The following is a 22,105-nucleotide window of genomic DNA, read 5'->3' on the forward strand; positions in this document are numbered from 1 at the left end:
GGCTACCTCTCGGCTCGACGTGCCCGAAATATTACGGGCCGCATCCGCGCGGAAATCGGTTCGCCCGTACTCGGCCCGGGGTGCGATCCTGGATTCCGTATGTCTACTTCCTTCGCCGCCCTCCAGTCCGTCCTGGCCGAGGTCTCGCTGCGGGACGCCCACCGGCTCGGCCGCCGCCTCGAGGGCGCCCGCCGCATCCGCAAGCCCGAGGCCCGTGAGGCCGTCCTGGACGAGATCGCCGCCGAGGCCGGCAAGGCCAAGGAGCGCGTCGACGGGCGGGCCGCCCGCGTGCCCGCGGTCACGTACCCCGAGCAGCTGCCCGTCTCGCAGAAGAAGGACGTGATCCTGGAGGCGATACGCGACCACCAGGTCGTGATCGTCGCCGGTGAGACCGGCTCCGGCAAGACGACGCAGATCCCCAAGATCTGTCTGGAGCTCGGCCGGGGCGTCCGCGGCATGATCGGCCACACCCAGCCCCGGCGGATCGCCGCCCGCACGGTCGCCGAGCGCGTCGCGGACGAGCTGAAGACCCCGCTGGGCGAGGCGGTCGGCTGGAAGGTCCGCTTCACCGACCAGGTGAACCCCGACGCGACCTTCGTGAAGCTGATGACCGACGGCATCCTGCTCGCCGAGATCCAGACGGACCGCGAGCTGCGCGCGTACGACACGATCATCATCGACGAGGCCCACGAGCGGTCCCTCAACATCGACTTCCTGCTCGGCTATCTGGCCCAGCTGCTGCCCAAGCGCCCCGACCTCAAGGTCGTCATCACCTCCGCGACCATCGACCCCGAGCGCTTCTCCCGCCACTTCGGCGACGCGCCGATCGTCGAGGTCAGCGGACGGACGTACCCGGTGGAGGTCCGCTACCGGCCCCTCCTCGAAGAGGACTCGGAGGAGAGCGACCGGGACCAGATCACCGCGATCTGCGACGCCGTCGACGAGCTCCAGTCCGAGGGCCCGGGCGACGTCCTCGTCTTCCTCTCCGGCGAGCGGGAGATCCGCGACACCGCGGACGCGCTGCTGAAGAAGCAGCTCCGCAACACCGAGGTGCTCCCCCTCTACGCCCGCCTCTCCCACGCCGAGCAGCACCGCGTCTTCCAGGCGCACAGCGGCCGGCGGATCGTCCTCGCCACCAACGTGGCCGAGACCTCGCTGACCGTCCCCGGCATCAAGTACGTGATCGATCCGGGCAACGCCCGCATCTCCCGCTACTCCCACCGGACCAAGGTGCAGCGCCTGCCGATCGAGCGGATCAGCCAGGCCAGCGCCAACCAGCGCAAGGGCCGCTGCGGCCGTACGTCCGACGGCATCTGCATCCGGCTCTACTCCGAGGACGACTTCCTCACCCGCCCGGAGTTCACGGACGCCGAGATCCTCCGGACGAACCTGGCCTCCGTCATCCTCCAGATGACCGCGGCCGGCCTCGGCGAGATCGAGAAGTTCCCCTTCATCGACCCGCCGGACCACCGCAACATCCGCGACGGCGTGCAGCTCCTGCAGGAGCTGGGGGCCCTCGATCCCGCGGAGAAGGATCCGAAGAAGCGGCTCACGCAGCAGGGCCGGAAGCTGTCCCAGCTCCCCGTCGACCCCCGGCTGGCCCGGATGGTCCTGGAGGCCGACAGGAACGGCTGTGTACGGGAAGTCATGGTGATCGCGGCCGCGCTCTCCATCCAGGACCCGCGTGAGCGGCCCGCCGAGAAGCAGGCCCAGGCCGACCAGCAGCACGCCCGCTTCAAGGACGAGACCAGCGACTTCCTCGCCTTCCTCAACCTCTGGCGCTACGTCCGCGAGCAGCAGAAGGAGCGCGGGTCCAGCTCGTTCCGCCGGATGTGCAAGCAGGAGTACCTGAACTTCCTGCGCATCCGCGAGTGGCAGGACATCTACGCCCAGCTGCGTACGGTCGCCAAGCAGATGGGCATCCACCTCAACGAGGAGGACGCCCCCGAGCAGTCCGTGCACACCTCGCTCCTCGCGGGCCTGCTGAGCCACATCGGCATGAAGGACGTGAAGGAGGGCGCGAAGAACGAGTACCTGGGCGCCCGCAGCGCCAAGTTCGCGGTCTTCCCCGGCTCGGCGCTCTTCAAGAAGCCCCCGCGCTTCGTCATGTCGGCCGAGCTGGTGGAGACCTCGCGGCTGTGGGCCCGGGTCAACGCGAAGATCGAGCCGGAGTGGATCGAGCCCCTCGCCCAGCACCTGATCAAGAAGACGTACAGCGAGCCGCACTGGGAGAAGGACCAGGCGGCCGTCATGGCGATCGAGAAGGTGACGCTCTACGGCGTGCCGATCGTCACCGACCGCAAGGTGAACTACGGGCGGATCGACCCCGAGGCCTCCCGCGACCTGTTCATCCGCAACGCGCTCGTCGAGGGCGACTGGCGCACGCACCACAAGTTCTTCGCCGACAACCGCAAGCTGCTCACCGAGGTCGAGGAGCTGGAGCACCGTGCCCGGCGCCGGGACATCCTCGTCGACGACGAGACGCTCTTCGACTTCTACGACAAGCGAGTCCCCGAACACGTCGTCTCCGGCGCGCACTTCGACTCCTGGTGGAAGCACAAGCGGCACGAGGAACCGGAGTTCCTCGACTTCGAGCGCGAGATGCTCATCAACGAGAAGGCCGCCGGGGTCACGAAGGACGACTACCCGGACTCCTGGCGGCAGGGGCCGCTGAAGTTCCGGGTGACGTACCAGTTCGAGCCGGGCGCGGACGCCGACGGTGTCACCGTCCACATCCCGCTGCAGGTGCTCAACCAGGTCACGGACGAGGGCTTCGACTGGCAGATCCCGGGCCTGCGCGAGGAGATCGTCACCGAGCTGATCCGTTCGCTGCCGAAGCCGATCCGCCGCAACTACGTGCCGGCGCCGAACTTCGCGACCCGCTTCCTGGACTCGGCCGTTCCCCTCCAGGAGCCGCTGACGGTGACGCTCGCCCGCGAGCTGCACCGGATGGTCGGCGTCCCGGTGTCGCCGGACGACTTCGACCTGTCCCGGATCGCCGACCACCTGAAGATCACCTTCCGGATCGTCGACGAGCGGCGCCGCAAGCTGGCCGAGGACAAGGACCTGGAGGCGCTGAAGCTGAAGCTGCGCCCCAAGGCCCGCCAGGCCCTCTCCAAGGCCGCCGCGGCCGCCACGAGCGGCCCTGACGGCTCCGGGCAGTCCCTGGAGCGCGCGGGGCTCACGCAGTGGACGATCGGCACGCTCACGAAGGTCTTCGAGACCCGGCGGGCGGGCCAGCCGGTCAAGGCGTACCCGGCGCTCGTGGACGCGGGCGACACCGTCTCCGTACGGCTCTTCGACACGGAGGCCGAGCAGGCGCAGGCGATGTGGCAGGGAACGCGGAAGCTGATCCTGCTGAACATCCCGGTGAACCCGGCGAAGTTCGCCTCGGACAAGCTGACCAACCAGCAGAAGCTCGCCCTCTCCCGTAACCCGCACGGATCGATCCAGGCCCTCTTCGACGACTGCGCGACCGCCGCCGCGGACAAGCTGATCGCCGACCACGGCGGGCCGGTCTGGGACGAGGAGTCCTTCCGGAAGCTGTACGACAAGGTCCGCGCCGACCTCGTCGACACGACCGTCCGCACGGTGGGCCAGGTCCAGCAGATCCTGGCCGCCTGGCAGGCCTGTGAGCGCCGCCTGAAGGCCACGAACAGCCTGGCGCTCATCGAGAACCTCACGGACGTGCGCGAGCAGCTGGCGTGGCTGATGCCGGCGGGCTTCGTCACCAGGACGGGCCTGCGGCGACTGCCGGACCTGATGCGCTACCTGGTGGCCGTGGACCGCCGGCTCCAGCAGATGCCGACGGGCGTGCAGCGGGACACCACCCGTATGCAGAAGGTCCACGAGATGCAGGACGAGTACGCCTGGCTGCTCGAACAGCTCCCGAAGGGGCGGCCCGTGCCGAAGGAGGTCACGGACGTCCGCTGGATGATCGAGGAGCTCCGGGTCAGCTACTTCGCGCACGCGCTGGGCACGGCGTACCCGGTCTCGGACAAGCGGATCGTGAAGGCGATCGACGCTCTCGCGCCCTGACGGGGGGTGTCGCCTTGCGCCGGTTCGACCAGACCGTCTGACCTGCTGTACAGTCTTCCTCGCAGCCCCACGAACGGCTGCAGCAAGGTCCTGTGGAGCAGTTGGTTAGCTCGCCACCCTGTCAAGGTGGAGGTCGCGGGTTCAAGTCCCGTCAGGATCGCTTTCAGAAAGGCCCGCACCGCTCGGTGCGGGCCTTTCGCGTGTCTCCGTCGTTGCGGTCCGGTGTATTGACGCCGCCCACCGGCCGCCGGTACCCCAGACATCAGGGAATCGGGGGCCCACAGGAGGTGGTCGCGCATGGCCGCGGCATCCGCAGCACGTGAGTCGAGACACGCGATACGAGCCCTGCTGCGCGCCCATCTGGCGGCCGCGTCGCGCTTCGGGCACCTCACCCGGCACTGTTCGGTCTGTCATCGCCTCCTGGCGCTCGCCATCGAGCTGGAGCGCGAGGAGGACGAAAGTCCCACCGGCCCATGACCAACGGCGGGTTGAGGGCTTCCGAGGGAGTGGCAGGCTGTTCCTTGGCAAGACTTCGCCGGTGTGACGGGAGTCACCGAAAGAGTTTCATCACTCCCCGCTTTTACACCCTCCCTACACCGGCCCCATTTAATATGTGCAATTGCACCACTCTTCGAGGCCTGTGAGCCGGCACAAAAAAGATCGCGCTGGACCCGGCGGAGTCCAGCGCGATCGATGACGAAGAGCCTGTTGGGGCAGGCGCCCGTCGGCAGAGCTTGGGTGGGCGGTCCAGGTTGGGGGACCCGGAATTGCCCGGTGTTACTGGGTGTTGCGCGTACCTCAGGCCTCGCTGCGCTGCTGCGGAATGCCCGCGAGCAGGGCGCGGACCTCAGCCTCGCGGTAGCGGCGGTGTCCACCCAGCGTGCGGATGGACGTGAGCTTGCCTGCCTTCGCCCAACGGGTCACCGTCTTCGGGTCGACACGGAACATCGTGGCAACCTCGGCGGGGGTCAGCAGCGGCTCGGCATCAGGGGTGCGAGCGGTCATGAGCGGCCTCCTCGGGAGAACCGAACCTTCTCGGTTCTTTCCTCTAAATTCTGCACCTTGACCCGCGTTGCCCGAAATGGCAGAAGCGGGCCGAGTCGGTTATAGGACGAACGGCTTGTCCTCGGCACTACAACTACACCATCCGTCCAGCCACGTCGGCCAAACCGATGGAATTGCCCTCGCAGGTGTTCATCAGCGGCGGAAGTCGATGGACCATGCCATAACGGACAGTCACGCCACTGTGACGATCAGTCACAGAGCGATCAGGAGTCCTCAGACCCCCCATAGAGTGCAATGCTGAGCGTTCCGCCCAAAGTTGGACGGAAGGAACCCTCCCCGGACTCCTTGTCCTATTTTGGCACGAGGGTGGGCGATGGACGCAAGGGTGCAGTAAGTGCGATCCGTCACGCTTGAGCCAAAGGCCCGGATCGGGACCTACGTCCCGTCGCGAACTCACCGACATCCTCACGCCGGCACACCGAAGCCCCAAGACGCTCAATGATCATTTACATCAGCCGGACGTGTCCTGTCGATGGTCAGTTGGCGAACTGCAGGTTGCGGACGGCACGCCATCGCTCGGCGAGCCGGCCGTACGCCTCCCCCGCGCCCTCCCCGTCACCGTCCCGCAGCGCCGCGACCCCCTCGGCCGCGTCGGCCGCCGACCGGTCCGCCGCGAGCCGCTCCGGCGACAGCACGTGCACCAGACCGCCGTAGTCCAGCTCCACGAGCGCCCGCGGATGGAACTCCTCCAGCCACCGGCCGATCTCGACGAGCCCCTCCGTCATCGGCCCCTCGTCGATCGACTCCCGCAGCGTCTTCAGCGCCCGCGCCAGCCGCCGCCGCGCCTGCACCATCGGCGTCCGGTACCGCAGGACCGGCGCCGCGCCCCGCTCCGGGTCCCCCGGCTCGTACTCCCGCTCCTCGTCGGCGAAGAGGGTGAACCAGCGCACCGGCACCTGCCAGACCGCCGTGCGGATCCACGGGCGGGCGTCCGGGTTCCGCTCCCGCCAGCGCTCGTGATCCGCCGCCACCTGGGCGCGCACCACCGGCGGCAGCATCGCGTCGAGCACAGGCCCCGGCAGCGACCGCGCGGGGTCGGCGTCCCGGGCCCGCCCCAGCTCCTCCAGGGCCAGCCAGCCCCGCAGCCTGGTCCGCCACGGACAGACCACGACCACCCCGTCGACATGCGCCACGAAGGCGTCCCCGCTCTCGTGGACCGGCACGGGCACCGGCGGGGTCGGCAGCAGATCCGCCAGCGAGCGGCGCAGCTCGTCCTGCGCCGTCGGCGTCTCCGCCCGCCCCGCGTACCGCGCCCAGTGCCCCCGCTCCGGCTCCGGAAAGGCCCCGAGCGGTTCGTAGACCCGCAGATAGGAGGCGTACGGGACGAGGACCGAAGAGGCGACCGACATGTCGCGATCCTTCCACGGAGCTACTCCGGGAGTGCCGTTGAGCACAGATCTCCGCGTTCCGTCGATACGGGTCGATGTTCGGGCGGGGAACTTGTGACCTTTCCCGCGCTTGTTCGTTGACCTGTTCGAAGCAAGAGTCACGGCCGTGAGGGGGCCAGGTGCGAGAGGACGAGGCGCGGCCACTTCCGGGCCCACGGGGTGCGGCGGCTCCCTCCGTCGCGGATCCGCCCACCGGTACGACGGTGCGTGATCGACTCCGGGGCATGACGCCGGAGGACCTGGAGGTTCTGCGGCTGGTGGGCGCCCACATGGGGTCCCTCGCAGCCCGAGATCTCGCGACTCGATGCGCGGACGGCCTCGCGCACTCAGCACGATCGTGGGGGGATCGGAAGCGGAGGCTGACGGCGTTGTCGTCCTCGCGGTGGGCCGGTTCGGTGACGAAGGCATCTCATGATCAGTGGGCCTTGGCCCGACGCTGCCAGGCCGCACACATCCAGAACCTCGAGGCGGGAATCCGGATGCTCCGCCACCGCCTCTCACTGCCCGTGGGCAAGCCTGCTTCGAGGCGAGCTCCGGGTGGGTACCGGTCGCGACGGGAGTGGCATGCGAAATCGCGGCGTCTGGCCGTCCTGGAGGCACGGCACGCTGCCACTGTGGCGGACTGGCGTGCCGGCCGAGTGAGGGTGGTCAGGGGCGGCAGGCGACTCTTGAACGCCCGCCACCACCTAGGCCATGCTCACCTCACGGAGGCCGAGTGGCGGGAGCGGTGGGAGGCGGGGCGCTGGTTCCTCACTGCTGACGGAGAGTCGGGCAAGCTGTTCGGCAACGAGACGATCCGTGTGGGCCCCGCCGGCGACGTGTCGATCAGGTTGCCGGCGCCGCTCGCCGGGCTGGCCAATGCCCCGCACGGCAGGTACATCCTCGCGGCGCGGGTGAGGTTCGCGCACCGGGGTGCGGAGTGGGCGCATCGTGTGGAGACGAACAGGGCCATCGCCTACCGCATCCACTACGACCCGGACCGCATGCGCTGGTACCTGACCGCGTCCTGGCAGATCCCGGCGGCCCCCGCAGTCCCGATCGAGGCGGCGCTGTCGCACGGTGTGATCGGCCTTGACATGAACGCGGACCATCTCGCCGCCTGGCGCCTCGACGTCCACGGCAACCCGATCGGAAATCCCCGCCGCTTCTTCTACGACCTGTCGGGCGGCGCACAGCATCGAGACGCTCAGGTCCGGCACTCCCTCACCCAGCTCCTGCGCTGGGCCAAGAGCTGCGGGGTGACCGCGATCGCGGTCGAAGACCTGGACTTCGGGGCAGCGACGACCCGAGAGAAACACGGCAGACGAAAGCGGTTTCGGCAGCTGATCGCCGGAATGCCGACCGGCAGACTGCGCGCCCGCCTCACCTCCATGGCAGACCGCAGCGGCATCGCGATCATCGCGGTGGACCCCGCCTACACCTCTCGGTGGGGTGCCCAGCACTGGCAGAAGCCCCTCACCAGCAAGACTCGTAGGACCTCTCGCCACGACGCTGCCGCCGTGGCGATCGGAAGGCGCGCCCAAGGGCACCCGATCCGGCTGGGGGCACCTCCCGGACGAAGTCTGGGGGAGGACGGCACCGCCCCGCGACGACCGGAGTGATCGTCGTGGGCATCGGACCGTCCAGGCCCCTTCGGGCACTCTCGGGCGCGAGGAACCCCGCCCCCACGTACCCGGACCACGCACAGGATGCGTGCCGCCCGGACGTGGAGCGAACGCGGGCGACCAGCGTGCCCCACACCGTTCGGGACACGCGGCTGAGCACGGGACCTGGCAACAGGACCCGCCCCCGCTCAGCCTCCGAAACGGTGATCCTGCGCACTGCGCCGGATCTACGCCCAGGTAGGGCTTACTCTCTTGCCGAACCGGTCCCGCCACCACCCGCAGGGGGGACCGGGATAACCGCCGCTTCGTACTTGGGAGTCACCACCGTGACCGATGTGACCGGCGTTCCTGCTGCTGACGTACTGCACACTCTGTTCCACTCGGAGCAGGGTGGCCACGAGCAAGTCGTGCTCTGCCAGGACCGCGCCTCCGGCCTCAAGGCCGTCATCGCCCTCCACTCCACCGCCCTGGGCCCCGCCCTCGGCGGCACCCGGTTCTACCCGTACGCCTCGGAGGCCGAGGCCGTCGCCGACGCGCTGAACCTCTCGCGAGGCATGTCGTACAAGAACGCCATGGCCGGGCTCGACCACGGCGGCGGCAAGGCCGTGATCATCGGCGACCCGGAGAAGATCAAGTCGGACGAGCTGCTGCTCGCCTACGGCCGCATGGTCGCCTCGCTGGGCGGCCGCTACGTGACGGCCTGCGACGTCGGCACCTACGTCGCCGACATGGACGTCGTCGCCCGCACCAACCGGTGGACCACCGGCCGTTCCCCCGAGAACGGCGGCGCCGGCGACTCCTCGGTCCTCACCGCCTTCGGCGTCTTCCAGGGCATGCGCGCCTCCGCGCAGACCCTGTGGGGCGACCCCACGCTGCGCGACCGCAAGGTCGGCGTCGCGGGTGTCGGCAAGGTCGGCCACTACCTCGTCGAGCACCTCCTGAAGGACGGCGCCAAGGTGTACATCACCGACGTGCGCGAGGAGTCGGTGCGCCGGATCACGGAGAAGTTCCCGCAGGTCGAGGTCGTCGCCGACACCGACGCCCTGATCCGTGTCGAGGGCCTGGACATCTACGCCCCGTGCGCCCTCGGCGGCGCCCTGAACGACGAGACCGTGCCGGTCCTCACCGCGAAGATCGTCTGCGGCGCGGCCAACAACCAGCTCGCGCACCCCGGGGTCGAGAAGGACCTCGCGGACCGCGGGATCCTCTACGCGCCCGACTACGTGGTCAACGCCGGTGGCGTGATCCAGGTGGCCGACGAGCTGCACGGCTTCGACTTCGACCGCTGCAAGGCGAAGGCCACGAAGATCTTCGACACCACTCTCGAAATCTTCGCGCGTGCGAAGGCGGACGGCATCCCGCCGGCCGCGGCCGCCGACCGGATCGCCGAGCAGCGGATGGCCGACGCCCGCCGCGCCTGATCCGGCCGAATCCTGACGGGGCCGACCCGCCGCGCGCTCGCAGGGGTGAACTTTGTAGGTTCACCCCAATCGAGAGATGACTCACCCCGGTCGGCGGGTCGGCCCTCAAGAAGAGGTTAAAATCGCGATTGACCAGCGAGGACAGGGCACCTCGATGGTTCTGTACCGGGGCATGTGATGCGTGCGGCGTACCGTATGGCCACGGAAGCAGGTACCGTTGAAGCCCTACGGACCGGTCTCTCCATCGAGAGCCCGTTCCGAATCATGAACGCGTGTCAAGACTCTGGGGCCGTCGAGCCCCGTCACCGAGGGGGTCGAGCCATGGGGCGCGGCCGGGCAAAGGCCAAGCAGACGAAGGTCGCCCGCCAGCTGAAGTACAGCAGCGGCGGGACTGACCTGTCGCGTCTGGCCAACGAGCTGGGCGCTTCGACTTCGAGCCAGCCGCCGAATGGCGAGCCGTTCGAGGACGACGACGAGGAAGACGACCCGTACGCGCAGTACGCGGATCTCTACAACACGGACGACGAGGACGAGGACGACGAGTCCGGTCCCGACGCGTCGTCCCAGCGTCGCGCTTGACCTCATAAAGAGCGCTGCTCAACACCGAACCCGGTCCGGGTATCCCGGACCGGGTTTCTGTGCGTCCGCGGGAGCGGGGCGGTGGGCACGGTGGGCGGGGGGCGCCCACCGTGCCTTCGTGCCTGATCAGACCGCGTAGTCGCCGACCAGCTCCGCGCCGGTCGCGTGCTCGCCGCGCTCGGTGATCTCGCCCGCGACCCAGGCCTCGACGCCCCGGTCCTCCAGGGTGGCCAGGGCCACCTCCACGGACTCGGCCGGGACGACGGCCATCATGCCGACGCCCATGTTCAGCGTCTTCTCCAGCTCCAGGCGCTCGACCTTGCCGGCCTTGCCGACCAGGTCGAAGATCGCGCCGGGCGCCCAGGTCGAACGGTCGACCGTGGCGTGCAGCCCGTCCGGGATCACCCGCGCCAGGTTGGCGGCCAGCCCGCCACCCGTGATGTGGCTGAAGGCGTGCACCTCGGTGGTCCGGGTGAGCGCCAGGCAGTCGAGGGAGTAGATCTTCGTCGGCTCCAGGAGCTCCTCGCCGAGAGTCCGGCCGAGCTCCTCGACGTGCTGGTCGAGGGTCATGCCCGCGCGGTCGAAGACCACGTGCCGGACGAGCGAGTACCCGTTGGAGTGAAGGCCGGAGGACTCCATCGCGATCACGGCGTCACCCGTACGGATGCGATCGGGGCCGAGCAGACGGTCCGCCTCCACCACGCCCGTACCGGCGCCGGCGACATCGAAGTCGTCCGGGCCGAGCAGGCCGGGGTGCTCGGCGGTCTCGCCGCCGACGAGGGCGGTGCCGGCCAGGACGCAGCCCTCGGCGATGCCCTTGACGATCGCCGCGACCCGCTCGGGGTGGACCTTGCCGACGCAGATGTAGTCGGTCATGAAGAGCGGCTCGGCGCCGCAGACGACGATGTCGTCCATGACCATCGCGACCAGGTCGTGGCCGATGGTGTCGTAGACGCCCATCTGCCGGGCGATGTCGACCTTCGTGCCGACACCGTCGGTGGCGGAGGCGAGCAGCGGGCGCTCGTAGCGCTTGAGGGCGGAGGCGTCGAAGAGGCCGGCGAAGCCGCCGAGGCCACCGAGGACCTCGGGGCGCTGCGTCTTCTTCACCCATTCCTTCATGAGCTCGACGGCGCGGTCACCCGCCTCGATGTCGACGCCCGCGGACGCGTAGGAGGCACCGGTGGTCTCAGACATAGGTGAGAGCTTTCGTGTCGTTACTGCGGTACTGCGGGGGTCTTACGGCCGACGGAGGGCGTCGGCGGCCGCGGTGGCGGCGGGGCCGGCGGCCAGCTCGTTCTCCAGGAGCTGCTTGCCGAGCAGCTCGGGGTCCGGAAGCTCCATCGGGTACTCGCCGTCGAAGCAGGCGCGGCAGAGGTTCGGCTTCTGGATCGTGGTCGCCTCGATCATCCCGTCGATGGAGATGTACGAGAGCGAGTCCGCGCCGAGCGACGTGCCGATCTCCTCGATCGTCATGCCGTTGGCGATCAGCTCCGCGCGGGTGGCGAAGTCGATGCCGAAGAAGCAGGGCCACTTCACCGGCGGGGAGGAGATCCGGATGTGGATCTCGGCCGCGCCGGCCTCACGGAGCATCTTGACCAGGGCGCGCTGGGTGTTGCCGCGGACGATCGAGTCGTCGACGACCACCAGGCGCTTGCCCTTGATGACGTCCCTGAGGGGGTTCAGCTTCAGCCGGATGCCGAGCTGGCGGATGGTCTGGGAGGGCTGGATGAAGGTGCGGCCCACGTAGGCGTTCTTCACCAGGCCCGCGCCGAAGGGGATACCGCTGGCCTCGGCGTAGCCGATCGCGGCCGGGGTGCCGGACTCCGGCGTCGCTATGACGAGGTCCGCCTCGACCGGGGCCTCCTTGGCGAGGCGGCGGCCCATCTCCACGCGGGAGAGGTAGACGTTCCGGCCGGCGATGTCGGTGTCCGGGCGCGCCAGGTACACGTACTCGAAGACACAGCCCTTGGGCTTCGCTTCCGCGAATCGCGAGGTGCGGATGCCGTTCTCGTCGATCGCGATCATCTCGCCCGGCTCGACCTCGCGGACGAAGCTGGCGCCGCAGATGTCGAGGGCGGCGGACTCGGAGGCGACGACCCAGCCGCGCTCGAGACGGCCGAGGACCAGCGGGCGGATGCCCTGCGGGTCACGGGCCGCGTAGAGCGTGTGCTCGTCCATGAAGACGAGGGAGAAGGCGCCGCGGACATCGGGAAGGACCTTGGCGGCACCTTCCTCGATGGTGAGCGGCTTGCCGTCGTCGTCGACCTGGGCGGCGAGGAGCGCCGTCAGCAGGTCGGTGTCGTTGGTGGCCGCGACCCGGGTGGTGCGGCCTTCCTGCTTGGGCAGGTCGGCGACCATCTCGGCGAGCTGGGCCGTGTTCACCAGGTTGCCGTTGTGGCCGAGCGCGATGGAGCCGTGGGCTGTCGCCCGGAACGTCGGCTGCGCGTTCTCCCACACGGAGGCCCCGGTGGTCGAGTAGCGGGCGTGACCGACCGCGATATGACCTTGGAGGGAACCGAGAGAGGTCTCGTCGAAGACCTGGGACACAAGGCCCATGTCCTTGAAGACGAGGATCTGGGAGCCGTTGCTGACCGCGATACCCGCGGATTCCTGGCCCCGATGCTGGAGGGCGTAGAGCCCGAAGTACGTGAGCTTTGCGACCTCTTCACCCGGAGCCCAGACACCGAAGACGCCACACGCGTCCTGGGGGCCTTTCTCGCCGGGGAGCAGATCGTGATTGAGTCGACCGTCACCACGTGGCACGCCTCCGAGTGTAGGGGAGGTCGACCACTGGTCCGAATTGGGGAAATCCGGGGCCCCTCCGAGTGGTGCGATCCCACAAAGTGATCGATTGACGTGCGTAGACACGCTCCTGCCTAGGCGGGAAGGGGCTCCCGCCCGACCGGTCGCATGCAAGCGGACGCTCGTACGGTGCCCGGAGCGGGCCCGGAGTGTGACGGGAGTCGCACCGGCGGGGCCGGACCCCGCCGACAGGGCGCCCCGGAGGGTGCGCGTTCCGGGGAGTGGGACGGCCGTTGACAGGTGCACGCGCTCTGGGCGAGGCTCCCCGGCATGCAGCCTGTGCGTGACCGAGCGGTCACCCTCGTCGCGCGCCGACACGTGGACCTCGTCCGTGTCGCCAGCGCCATCTGTCGCTGCGCCTGATCACACCCACGCGCCCCTGATCGCGGGAGATCCCCCGGACCCCCGCGGCCCCCGCCTGCCCGGCGACCGCCAGCCCGGCGACCGGGGCGCCTTCTCCTGAGCGACGGCCCGCTTCCCGGGCCGTACCACCGCGCGCGCCGTCCCGCGCCCTTCCGCATCGCCCACGCCACCCGGACCTCCCCGCACCCGCACCTTCCAAGGAGCCCCCATGCCCACGCCCAAGATCCCCCTGTCCCGACGCGCCCTCGGCGGGGCGGCCGTCGGCGCCGCCGCCGTCGGCGCACTGGGATCCGGCACCGCGCAGGCGAGTGCCGTGCAGGCGACTGCCGCGCAGGCCAGTGCCGTGCAGAGCGGGGAGCGCCCGTTCCGCGCCGCCCGCGGCCGCCACTCCCGGCGGCCGAACATCCTCTTCATCCTCGGGGACGACCTCGGCTGGGCCGACCTGTCCTCCTACGGCTCCCCGCACATCAGGACCCCGCACCTGGACCGCCTCGCCCGCCAGGGCGTCCGGTTCACGGACGCCTACTCCGGCTCCGCGACCTGCTCCCCGACCCGCTTCAGCCTCTACACGGGCCGCTTCCCCGGCCGTACGAAGGGCGGGCTCGCCGAGCCGATCGCCGACCGGTCCGTCGGCCTGGAGCCGACCCACCCCACGCTCGCCTCCCGGCTCCGCGAGGCCGGCTACGCCACCGCCCTCATCGGCAAGTGGCACTGCGGCTACCTGCCCGACTACTCCCCCACCCGCTCGGGCTGGGACGAGTTCTTCGGCAACTTCGGCGGCGCCCTGGAGTACTACTCCAAGCTCGGCCTCGGCGGCGAGTACGACCTCTACGAAGGCGACGCCACGTACAAGGACCTGCGCTACTACACCCGGATCCTGACGGAGCGGGCGAGCGAGTACGTGGCCCGCGACCACGAGAAGCCCTGGCTGCTCAACCTCAACTTCACCACCCCCCACTGGCCGTGGATCGCCGACGGCGACACGGAGACGAGCGCCGAGATCGTCCGGCGGATCAAGGCCGGAGACCGCTCCGCCCTCTGGCACCAGGACGGCGGCTCGATCGAGAAGTACAAGGAGATGGTCGAGGACCTCGACCGGTCGGTGGGCGAGGTCCTCCGCGCGCTGAAGCGCTCCGGCCAGGAGGACGACACGCTCGTCTTCTTCGCCAGCGACAACGGTGGTGAGCGGTTCTCTTACAACTGGCCGCTCGCCGGGAACAAGGGCTCGCTCCAGGAGGGCGGCATCCGGGTGCCGTCCGTCCTGCGCTGGCCCGCCCGGATCGACGGCGGGCAGGTCAGCGGCCTGCCGGTGTACACCCCCGACTGGACGGCGACCCTGCTCGAACTGGGCGGCGCCCGCCCCCACCCCGCCTACCCGCTCGACGGCACCAGCCTCGCCGGGTATCTGCTGCGCGGCGAGAAGGTCGCCGAGCGCGACCTGTTCTGGCGGGTGCGGGGCGAGCGGGCGCTGCGCCGGGGCGACTGGAAGTACTACCGGGGCAAGGGCGGCCGCGACCAGCTCTTCGACCTGACCGAGGACGCCCGCGAACAGGCGGACCGTGCCCCCTTCGAGCCGGAGCGGCTCGCCGCGCTCCGGACGGCGTGGGAGCGGACCGACGCCGGGCTGCTGCCCTACGGGTCCTGAAGGCTACGGCCCCTGAAGGCTACGGCGTCGCGCTCGCGGCGGGCTTCGCCGTCGCGGCGAAGCCCTCGCCGTCGGCGCCGGTGAGGGTCAGGGTGCGGTGGCGGAGCTCGTACGTGAGGGGACCGTCGAGGAGGTCGTAGAGCTTCGTCTCCAGCTCCATCTGCGGGCCCGAGCAGATCATGCGGGTGGTCGCGACCGGTCCGGTGACGGTGAGGGTCTTCCCGGTGACCTTCGCCGTGGCCGTGAACCGGTTGCAGCCCAGGTTGCCGCGGACCGCGCCCTCCTTGTCGATGACGAAGGTGGCCTTGCCCTCGCTGCCCTTGGGCGGGGAGGAGGCCGTGTCGCCGGTGAGGAGGGAGTCGACGGTCCATTCGGTGCCGGTGAGCGGTGCGGCCGGTTCGGAGGTCAGGGCGACGACGTTCTTGCCGTCGGGCGAGGTCAGCGTGAGCCGGTCTCCCTCGACCTTCGCCTTCAGCGAGCCGGTGAAGGCCTTCTGGAGCACCGCCTCGAAGGCCCCCCGCTCACCGGGACACGCCATCTCGGTGCCCTGGCCCTGCTTCACGGTGACCGTGTCGCCCTGCACCGACACCTCGGCACCGAAGCCGTTGCAGCCGCTGTTCCCCGACGCCTTGCCGTCCGCGGCGATCTCGACGTGGGCACCGTCGGGCGCCCTGGTCTCCTTGCCCGCCACCGTCACCGTGTCGAACACCCAGTGGGCTCCGGCGACGGGCGCGTCGGGGGCGACGGAGCCGGCGCCGGGTTCCGAGCCGGACTGCTGGGTGCCGCACGCCGAGAGCACGACGAGCGAGGCCAGGACTGCGGTGGCTGCGGTGGTACGTGTCTTCAGCATGGGGATGGGACGGGCGAACGGTACGGACGGTTCCGCCCGCCTCCGCGGGGCAGCCGCCCAGCCCGGGCAGCCGCTCAGCCCGGGCAGCCGCTCAGCCCAGGCAGCCGCTCAGCCCATCAGGGGCAGCAGGGCGGCGAGGTCCGCCCGCTCCCCACTGGCGCTCACCCGTGCCTCGTCCAGCTCCTCCGCCCACCGCGCCCGGCCGGTGGCCAGCCGGATCCAGGTGAGCGGGTCGGTCTCGACGACGTTGGGCGGGGTGCCGCGGGTGTGCCGGGGGCCCTCCACGCACTGGACCACCGCGAAGGGCGGGACCCGGACCTCGACCGCGCCGCCCGGGGCCTTCACCGCGAGCGCGTCCGCGAGGAGACGGGTGCAGGCGGCCAGGGCCTGCCGGTCGAACGGGACGGCCAGACCCGTCGCCCGGTTCAGGTCGTCGGTGTGCACGACGAGTTCGACGGTGCGGGTCACCAGGAAGTCGGCCAGCCGCATGGCGCCGAAACGCATCGGGACGAGCCGGTCGTCGGGGACGCCCGCGATCGACTCCTCGTACCGCGCGGCGGTCCGCTCGTACAGGCCGGCCAGGTCGGCCGTGTCGATCGCCCGGGTGTCCTCGTCGATCCGCGCGGCGGCCGTGGCCGTCGCCGACGGCCAGTCGAGGAGGGCGACTTCCTGCCTGGCGGGCTCGGGCTCGCCGAGCGCGCGGGCGACGGCGCCGACCGCCAGCGTCAGATGCGCGGCCAGTTCCCGTACGGTCCACTCCCCCAGCCGGGTCGGCCCGTCGAGCTGCTCGGCCGTGAGCCCCTCCACCGCCTCCCGTACGTTCCCGAACTGGGCGAGCACGGCGGCCCGGATCCTGGCGGTGTCGTAGCTGCGGGTGCGCTTCTTGGCCGGTGGCATGGGGCGAGGGTAGTCCGTCGCCGTGTGGCAGGGCCGTGGGCCCCGGCGGAGACTGGAAGAGGGCTTCCGAGAGGGGCGAAGGACCATGGCTGAACACCCTGACGTGACACTCGTGCGCAAGGGGTACGAGGCGTTCTCCAGAGGGGACATGGAGGCGCTCGCCGCGATGATGACGGCCGACTGTACGCACCATGTCCCCGGCAACAGCCAGATGTCGGGGCACTTCAAGGGCCGCGAGGCCATCTTCGGCATGTACGCCAAGTGCATGGAGCTCACCGGCGACACGTTCACGGCGGAGATACAGGGCCTCTACCCCGACGGCCGGGGCCATGTGATGGCCGTCCACAAGTGGCACGGCGACCACGGTGACCGGGGCATCGAGATGAAGGGCGGCCTCTTCTTCACCATTATGGGCGGCAAGGTCACCGACATCGACGAGTGCGTCGAGGACATCGACGAGGCGGACGCCTTCTGGGGTCAGGCCGAGTAGACCGGGCCGCCCGCCGCGAACGTCTCGCCGTTCGCCGGCACGCCCACCCCCCGCCAGGTGAACGGCACGCCGCGCGCCGTGTCCAGGTCCGGGCCGTCCATCAGCTGGAAGTGCACATGCGGCTCCGTGGAGTTGCCGGAGTTGCCGCACCGGGCCAGCTCCTGTCCCGCCGCCACCCGGTCGCCCGCGCGCACGGTGAGCGAGCCGCGCTTCAGGTGGGCGTACATCGCGTACGTACCGTCGCCGAGGTCGAGGATCACGTGGTTGCCGGTGACCCGGCGCGCGCCGGCCAGCGCGCGTACGGCGGCTTCGACCAGCATCAGATAGGCGACGGCGGGCAGCGAGTTGCGGCTGAGGTGGTCGCGCTGGCCGTCCTCGGCGTGCACGACGGTCGCGTCGGCGACCGCGAACAGCGGGGCGCCGAAGGCGGGGAAGTCCTCGCTGCGCCGGACCGTCGGCCAGAGGCGGGCGAAGGGCGGACGGGGCCGCTCCTCGTCCTCCGCCACGATGTCGATGGCGTAGGTCTGGCCGTACTGGTGCGTGCCGTGGCTGGGCGTGCGGTCCGCCGGGCTGTTCAGCGCCGACCAGCGGCCGGTGACCGGCGGGCCGACCTCGACCGGCGGGCGGGTGTCCGCCGTGTGCCGCCTGCGGTCCGTGCCGGCGAGCGTGACACCGACCGCCAGGGCGGCGAGCGCCGGCAGCCAACCCGCCCAGTACGGATAGGGCGGCTCGACGAAGACCGAGGCGAGCGCCTGCACGGCGAAGACCAGCCAGAGCAGACGGTGGACGACCACGGCGAGCTTGCGCGTCATGAACTTTCCCCCTGTGGATCCGGTGGATCGCGGTTACGGACGGGCGGCGGTGAGGACCACCAGGAGCGGGACGACCCGGGCTCCCGGCACCTCGTAGCGGCCCCGCCCCGTCGTGTGGAGCCAGCCCGCGCCGGTCAGCTGGCGCAGGTGGTGGTAGATCTGGCCGGTCGTGCCGGTCTCCTCCAGCTCCGCCAGCTCGGCCGCCGTGCGCCGGCCGCCGAGGATCTCCCGCAGCAGCCGGAGCCGTACGGGATGACCGAGCGCGGCGAAGGAGTCGGCGGTGTCGGCCCAGTCCTCGTCGAGCAGCCGCTCGGTGAGGGCGCCGAACTGCCACTCGTACCGCTCCCGGGTCGGCAGGCGGACCGAGCCGGTGAACAGCACCCCGCCGTCCTCGCCCTGCGGGCCCGCCTCGGCGAGCTGCGCCTTCAGCCCTTCCAGGGCCCAGAAGGCGTCGTCGACGGCCTCGGGCACCGGACGCTCCGTGCCCTCCAGGGCCGCCATCCGGCGTTCCAGCTCCGCGACCCGCTCCTCCAGCTCCATGTGTGCAGATTACGTAATTACGTAATTACGTGCAAGTGAGGAACGGGAAAGCCCCCGCCCGGAACCGAAGGTCCGGACGGGGGCTCCCGTGGTGCGGTGTGTCAGGCGCCGCTCAGGCCAGCAGGCCCGGGATCGTCGCCTCGTGCGCGGCGCGCAGCTCCTCCAGGGAGATGCTGAACTCGCCCTGCACGTCGACCTCTGCGCCGTCCACGACACCGATCCGCGTCGCCGGGAGGCCCCGCGCGCCGCACATGTCGGTGAAGCGGAGCTCCTCGCTGCGCGGGACGGCGACGACCGCACGGCCCGCCGACTCGCTGAAGAGGAAGGTGAAGGCGTCCAGGCCGTCCGGGACGACCAGGCGCGCGCCCGTGCCGCCACGCAGGCAGGACTCGACGACCGCCTGGACCAGACCGCCGTCGGACAGGTCGTGCGCGGCGTCGATCATGCCGTCGCGGGAGGCCGAGATCAGGATCTCGCCGAGCAGCTTCTCCCGGTCGAGGTCCACGGCCGGCGGCAGACCGCCGAGGTGCTTGTGGACGACCTCGGACCAGGCCGAGCCGCCGAACTCCTCACGCGTGTCGCCGAGCAGGTAGAGGAGCTGGCCCTCTTCCGCGAAGGCGATCGGCGTGCGGCGGTTGACGTCGTCGATCACACCGAGCACGGCCACGACCGGCGTCGGGTGGATGGCGACCTCGCCCGTCTGGTTGTACAGCGAGACGTTGCCGCCGGTCACCGGGGTGCCGAGCTGGAGGCAGCCGTCCGCGAGACCACGGGTGGCCTCGGCGAACTGCCACATCACGGCCGGGTCCTCGGGCGAACCGAAGTTCAGGCAGTCCGAGATCGCCAGCGGCTTGGCACCGGAGGCGGCGACGTTGCGGTACGCCTCCGCCAGCGCGAGCTGCGCGCCCGTGTACGGGTCGAGCTTGGCGTACCGGCCGTTGCCGTCGGTCGCCATGGCCACGCCGAGGTTGGTCTCCTCGTCGATGCGGACCATGCCCGCGTCCTCGGGCTGCGCGAGGACCGTGTTGCCCTGCACGAACCGGTCGTACTGGTCCGTGATCCAGGACTTCGAGGCCTGGTTCGGGGAGGAGACCAGCTTCAGGACCTGGTCCTTCAGCTCCTCGCCGTTCTGCGGCCGGGGCAGCTTGCCCGCGTCGTCGGCCTGGAGCGCGTCCTGCCACTCCGGGCGGGCGTACGGCCGGTGGTAGACCGGGCCCTCGTGGGCGACCGTGCGCGGCGGCACGTCGACGATCTGCTCGCCGTGCCAGAAGATCTCCAGGCGCTCGCCCTCGGTGACCTCACCGATGACGACCGCGATGACGTCCCACTTCTCGCAGATCTCCAGGAAGCGGTCGACGTGCTGCGGCTCCACGATGGCGCACATGCGCTCCTGCGACTCGCTCATGAGGATCTCCTCGGGCGAGAGCGTCGCGTCGCGCAGGTGGACCCGGTCGAGGTCGACCCGCATGCCGCCGGAGCCGGCGGAGGCCAGCTCGGAGGTCGCGCAGGAGAGTCCGGCGCCACCCAGGTCCTGGATGCCCGCGACCAGCTTCTCCTGGAAGATCTCCAGGGTGCACTCGATGAGGAGCTTCTCCTGGAACGGGTCGCCGACCTGGACCGCGGGGCGCTTGGTGGGCTTGGTGTCGTCGAAGGTCTCGGACGCGAGGACCGAGACACCGCCGATGCCGTCGCCGCCCGTACGGGCGCCGTAGAGGATCACCTTGTTGCCGGGGCCGGAGGCCTTGGCGAGGTGGATGTCCTCGTGCTTCATGACACCGATGCAGCCGGCGTTGACCAGCGGGTTGCCCTGGTAGCACTCGTCGAAGACGACCTCGCCGCCGATGTTCGGCAGACCCAGGCAGTTGCCGTAGCCACCGATGCCGGCGACGACTCCGGGGAGCACGCGCTTGGTGTCGGGGTGGTCGGCCGCGCCGAAGCGCAGCGGGTCGACGACGGCGACCGGGCGGGCACCCATGGCGAGGATGTCGCGGACGATGCCGCCGACGCCGGTGGCCGCGCCCTGGTAGGGCTCGATGTACGACGGGTGGTTGTGCGACTCGACCTTGAAGGTGACCGCGTACCCCTGGCCGACGTCGACGACGCCCGCGTTCTCGCCGATGCCGACGAGCATGGCGTCGTTGGCCGGGACCTTCTCGCCGAACTGCTTCAGGTGGACCTTGCTGCTCTTGTACGAGCAGTGCTCGGACCACATGACGGAGTACATGGCGAGCTCGGCACCGGTGGGACGGCGGCCGAGGATCTCGCGGATGCGCGCGTACTCGTCCTCCTTGAGGCCGAGCTCCTTCCAGGGCTGCTCGCTGTCCGGGGTCTCGGTGGCGTGCTTGACGGTGTCGAGGCTCATCAGGCGTTGACCAGCTTCTTGAGGATCGAGGTGAAGAAACCGAGGCCGTCGGTACGGCCCGTACCGATCAGCGGCTCGACGGCGTGCTCGGGGTGCGGCATGAGCCCGACGACGTTCCCGGCGGCGTTGGTGATGCCCGCGATGTCACGGAGCGAGCCGTTGGGGTTCATGTCCACGTAGCGGAAGGCCACGCGCCCCTCGGCCTCCAGCTCGTCGAGCGTCCGCTCGTCGGCGACGTACCGGCCGTCCATGTTCTTGAGCGGGACCTGGATCTCCTGGCCCTGCGCGTAGTCGGACGTCCACGCGGTGTCCGCGTTCTCCACCCGCAGCTTCTGGTCGCGGCAGATGAAGTGCAGGTGGTTGTTGCGCAGCATCGCGCCCGGCAGCAGATGGGCCTCGGTGAGGATCTGGAAGCCGTTGCAGATGCCGAGGACGGGCATGCCCGCCCTGGCCTGCTCGATGAGCGGCTCCATCACCGGCGAGAACCGGGAGATGGCCCCGGCGCGCAGGTAGTCGCCGTAGGAGAAGCCGCCGGCCAGGACCACGGCGTCGACCTGCTTGAGGTCCTTGTCGCGGTGCCAGAGCGAGACGGGCTCGGCTCCGGCGAGCCGGACGGCGCGCAGCGCGTCCTGGTCGTCGAGCGTTCCGGGGAAGGTGACGACGCCGATGCGTGCGGTCACGACGAGGCCCCGGCGGTCTCCGTGGACTCGACCTTGACGGTGAAGTCCTCGATCACGGTGTTGGCGAGGAAGGTTTCGGCCATCTCATGGATGCGGGCGAGGGCGGCCTCGTCGACCGGTCCCTCCACCTCCAGCTCGAAGCGCTTTCCCTGGCGGACGTCGGCGATTCCGTCGAATCCCAGGCGGGGCAGTGCACGCTGCACCGCCTGCCCCTGAGGGTCGAGGATCTCCGGCTTGAGCATGACGTCGACTACGACGCGTGCCACTGGCACTCCCGGTGGTGTGTTGCGTGGGCGGTTCCCTCAGCGTACCTGCCTCCAAATTCTACGCGGGTAGAGGACTGGAGGACCCTACAAACGCACCCGAAGATCCCCACGGAAAATTCAAGTGAAATATTGCGCGGCCCATTGCGGCGGGACACGCGGATGCAATTGGCTGGGCTTCACAATGCGACGCCTACCGCTGTACAAAGGAATACAGAGGAAAGCAGCATTGCGCCGGAGTAGCCGCAAAGCCGGTGTCGCCGCACGTCAGAGGCGCTCGACGCGCCGAACTGGACACGGTGGTAC

At 70.2% G+C, this 22,105-nt stretch carries 17 protein-coding genes, 1 tRNA gene and 2 pseudogenes; 9 read left to right on the top strand and 11 right to left on the bottom strand.

The features are described from left to right. Positions 1 to 99: 99 nt before the first annotated feature. The 3 genes and pseudogenes from hrpA to ACFVGW_RS33155 all read left to right on the top strand — a co-directional run. On the top strand, positions 100 to 4,038 hold the full coding sequence (gene hrpA, locus ACFVGW_RS33145; RefSeq protein ID WP_385854561.1) for an ATP-dependent RNA helicase HrpA: 3,939 nt from the start codon (positions 100 to 102) through the stop codon (positions 4,036 to 4,038). An 86-nt stretch (positions 4,039 to 4,124) separates the two neighbouring features. Beyond that, positions 4,125 to 4,198, top strand: a tRNA-Asp gene (locus ACFVGW_RS33150). 137 nt (positions 4,199 to 4,335) lie between these two features. Further along, positions 4,336 to 4,503 (top strand): annotated as a pseudogene (locus ACFVGW_RS33155) (DUF6274 family protein); the annotation flags it as partial. 333 nt (positions 4,504 to 4,836) lie between these two features. Here the strand turns inward: ACFVGW_RS33155 and bldC are convergent. Continuing rightward, entirely contained in the window at positions 4,837 to 5,043 is a 207-nt protein-coding gene (gene bldC / locus ACFVGW_RS33160) for a developmental transcriptional regulator BldC (RefSeq protein ID WP_003949541.1), read from the bottom strand. Between the two features lie 536 nt (positions 5,044 to 5,579). Further along, entirely contained in the window at positions 5,580 to 6,452 is an 873-nt protein-coding gene (locus ACFVGW_RS33165) for a hypothetical protein (protein ID WP_385854562.1), read from the bottom strand. Between the two features lie 158 nt (positions 6,453 to 6,610). Between ACFVGW_RS33165 and ACFVGW_RS33170 the strand changes: the two are divergent. The 3 genes and pseudogenes from ACFVGW_RS33170 to ACFVGW_RS33180 all read left to right on the top strand — a co-directional run. Continuing rightward, positions 6,611 to 8,247 (top strand): annotated as a pseudogene (locus ACFVGW_RS33170) (hypothetical protein); the annotation flags it as partial. Between the two features lie 174 nt (positions 8,248 to 8,421). Then, the gene (locus tag ACFVGW_RS33175) at positions 8,422 to 9,516 is read left to right on the top strand and encodes a Glu/Leu/Phe/Val dehydrogenase dimerization domain-containing protein (RefSeq protein WP_352189723.1); all 1,095 of its coding nucleotides are present in this window, start codon (positions 8,422 to 8,424) and stop codon (positions 9,514 to 9,516) included. Between the two features lie 321 nt (positions 9,517 to 9,837). Further along, positions 9,838 to 10,095 carry a DUF3073 domain-containing protein gene (locus ACFVGW_RS33180; protein ID WP_352189724.1) on the top strand — a complete coding sequence of 86 codons (258 nt, stop codon included), beginning with the start codon at positions 9,838 to 9,840 and terminating at the stop codon, positions 10,093 to 10,095. Between the two features lie 126 nt (positions 10,096 to 10,221). On the opposite strand, the gene purM is transcribed toward ACFVGW_RS33180, so the two are convergent. Beyond that, the gene (purM, locus tag ACFVGW_RS33185; protein WP_385854563.1) at positions 10,222 to 11,289 is read right to left on the bottom strand and encodes a phosphoribosylformylglycinamidine cyclo-ligase; all 1,068 of its coding nucleotides are present in this window, start codon (positions 11,287 to 11,289) and stop codon (positions 10,222 to 10,224) included. A gap of 42 nt (positions 11,290 to 11,331) precedes the next feature. Then, positions 11,332 to 12,858 (bottom strand): amidophosphoribosyltransferase, encoded by a 1,527-nt coding sequence (gene purF / locus ACFVGW_RS33190; RefSeq protein WP_352189726.1) that lies wholly within the window; start codon positions 12,856 to 12,858, stop codon positions 11,332 to 11,334. A gap of 309 nt (positions 12,859 to 13,167) precedes the next feature. Here purF and ACFVGW_RS33195 point away from each other — a divergent pair, with 309 nt between their 5' ends. Further along, a complete protein-coding gene (locus tag ACFVGW_RS33195; RefSeq protein WP_352189727.1) occupies positions 13,168 to 13,260 on the top strand; it encodes a putative leader peptide in 93 nt (30 codons plus the stop codon). 208 nt (positions 13,261 to 13,468) lie between these two features. Next, the gene (locus tag ACFVGW_RS33200; protein ID WP_385854564.1) at positions 13,469 to 14,905 is read left to right on the top strand and encodes a sulfatase; all 1,437 of its coding nucleotides are present in this window, start codon (positions 13,469 to 13,471) and stop codon (positions 14,903 to 14,905) included. A 19-nt stretch (positions 14,906 to 14,924) separates the two neighbouring features. Here ACFVGW_RS33200 and ACFVGW_RS33205 read toward each other — a convergent pair whose 3' ends face one another. Beyond that, a complete protein-coding gene (locus tag ACFVGW_RS33205; protein WP_385854565.1) occupies positions 14,925 to 15,755 on the bottom strand; it encodes an META domain-containing protein in 831 nt (276 codons plus the stop codon). Positions 15,756 to 15,863: 108 nt separating this feature from the next. Then, a complete protein-coding gene (locus ACFVGW_RS33210; RefSeq protein ID WP_385854566.1) occupies positions 15,864 to 16,652 on the bottom strand; it encodes a sterol carrier family protein in 789 nt (262 codons plus the stop codon). Between the two features lie 85 nt (positions 16,653 to 16,737). Between ACFVGW_RS33210 and ACFVGW_RS33215 the strand changes: the two genes are divergently transcribed. After that, positions 16,738 to 17,142 carry a nuclear transport factor 2 family protein gene (locus tag ACFVGW_RS33215; protein ID WP_383226504.1) on the top strand — a complete coding sequence of 135 codons (405 nt, stop codon included), beginning with the start codon at positions 16,738 to 16,740 and terminating at the stop codon, positions 17,140 to 17,142. Here ACFVGW_RS33215 and ACFVGW_RS33220 read toward each other — a convergent pair. The 5 genes from ACFVGW_RS33220 to purS all read right to left on the bottom strand — a co-directional run bounded on the left by ACFVGW_RS33220 (position 17,130) and on the right by purS (position 21,802). Continuing rightward, entirely contained in the window at positions 17,130 to 17,954 is an 825-nt protein-coding gene (locus ACFVGW_RS33220; protein WP_385854567.1) for a M23 family metallopeptidase, read from the bottom strand. The genes ACFVGW_RS33215 and ACFVGW_RS33220 overlap by 13 nt on opposite strands. A gap of 33 nt (positions 17,955 to 17,987) precedes the next feature. Continuing rightward, a complete protein-coding gene (locus tag ACFVGW_RS33225) occupies positions 17,988 to 18,494 on the bottom strand; it encodes an ArsR/SmtB family transcription factor (protein WP_385854568.1) in 507 nt (168 codons plus the stop codon). Positions 18,495 to 18,606: 112 nt separating this feature from the next. After that, positions 18,607 to 20,856 carry a phosphoribosylformylglycinamidine synthase subunit PurL gene (purL, locus tag ACFVGW_RS33230; RefSeq protein ID WP_352189732.1) on the bottom strand — a complete coding sequence of 750 codons (2,250 nt, stop codon included), beginning with the start codon at positions 20,854 to 20,856 and terminating at the stop codon, positions 18,607 to 18,609. Then, positions 20,856 to 21,536 carry a phosphoribosylformylglycinamidine synthase subunit PurQ gene (purQ, locus tag ACFVGW_RS33235; RefSeq protein WP_383226497.1) on the bottom strand — a complete coding sequence of 227 codons (681 nt, stop codon included), beginning with the start codon at positions 21,534 to 21,536 and terminating at the stop codon, positions 20,856 to 20,858. The genes purL and purQ overlap by 1 nt, the downstream gene beginning before the upstream one ends. Then, positions 21,533 to 21,802 (bottom strand): phosphoribosylformylglycinamidine synthase subunit PurS, encoded by a 270-nt coding sequence (gene purS / locus ACFVGW_RS33240; RefSeq protein WP_352189734.1) that lies wholly within the window; start codon positions 21,800 to 21,802, stop codon positions 21,533 to 21,535. The genes purQ and purS overlap by 4 nt, the downstream gene beginning before the upstream one ends. Positions 21,803 to 22,105: the final 303 nt, after the last annotated feature.

Origin of the sequence: Streptomyces sp. NPDC127129, assembly GCF_042671585.1 — a bacterium.
GTDB lineage: Bacteria > Actinomycetota > Actinomycetes > Streptomycetales > Streptomycetaceae > Streptomyces.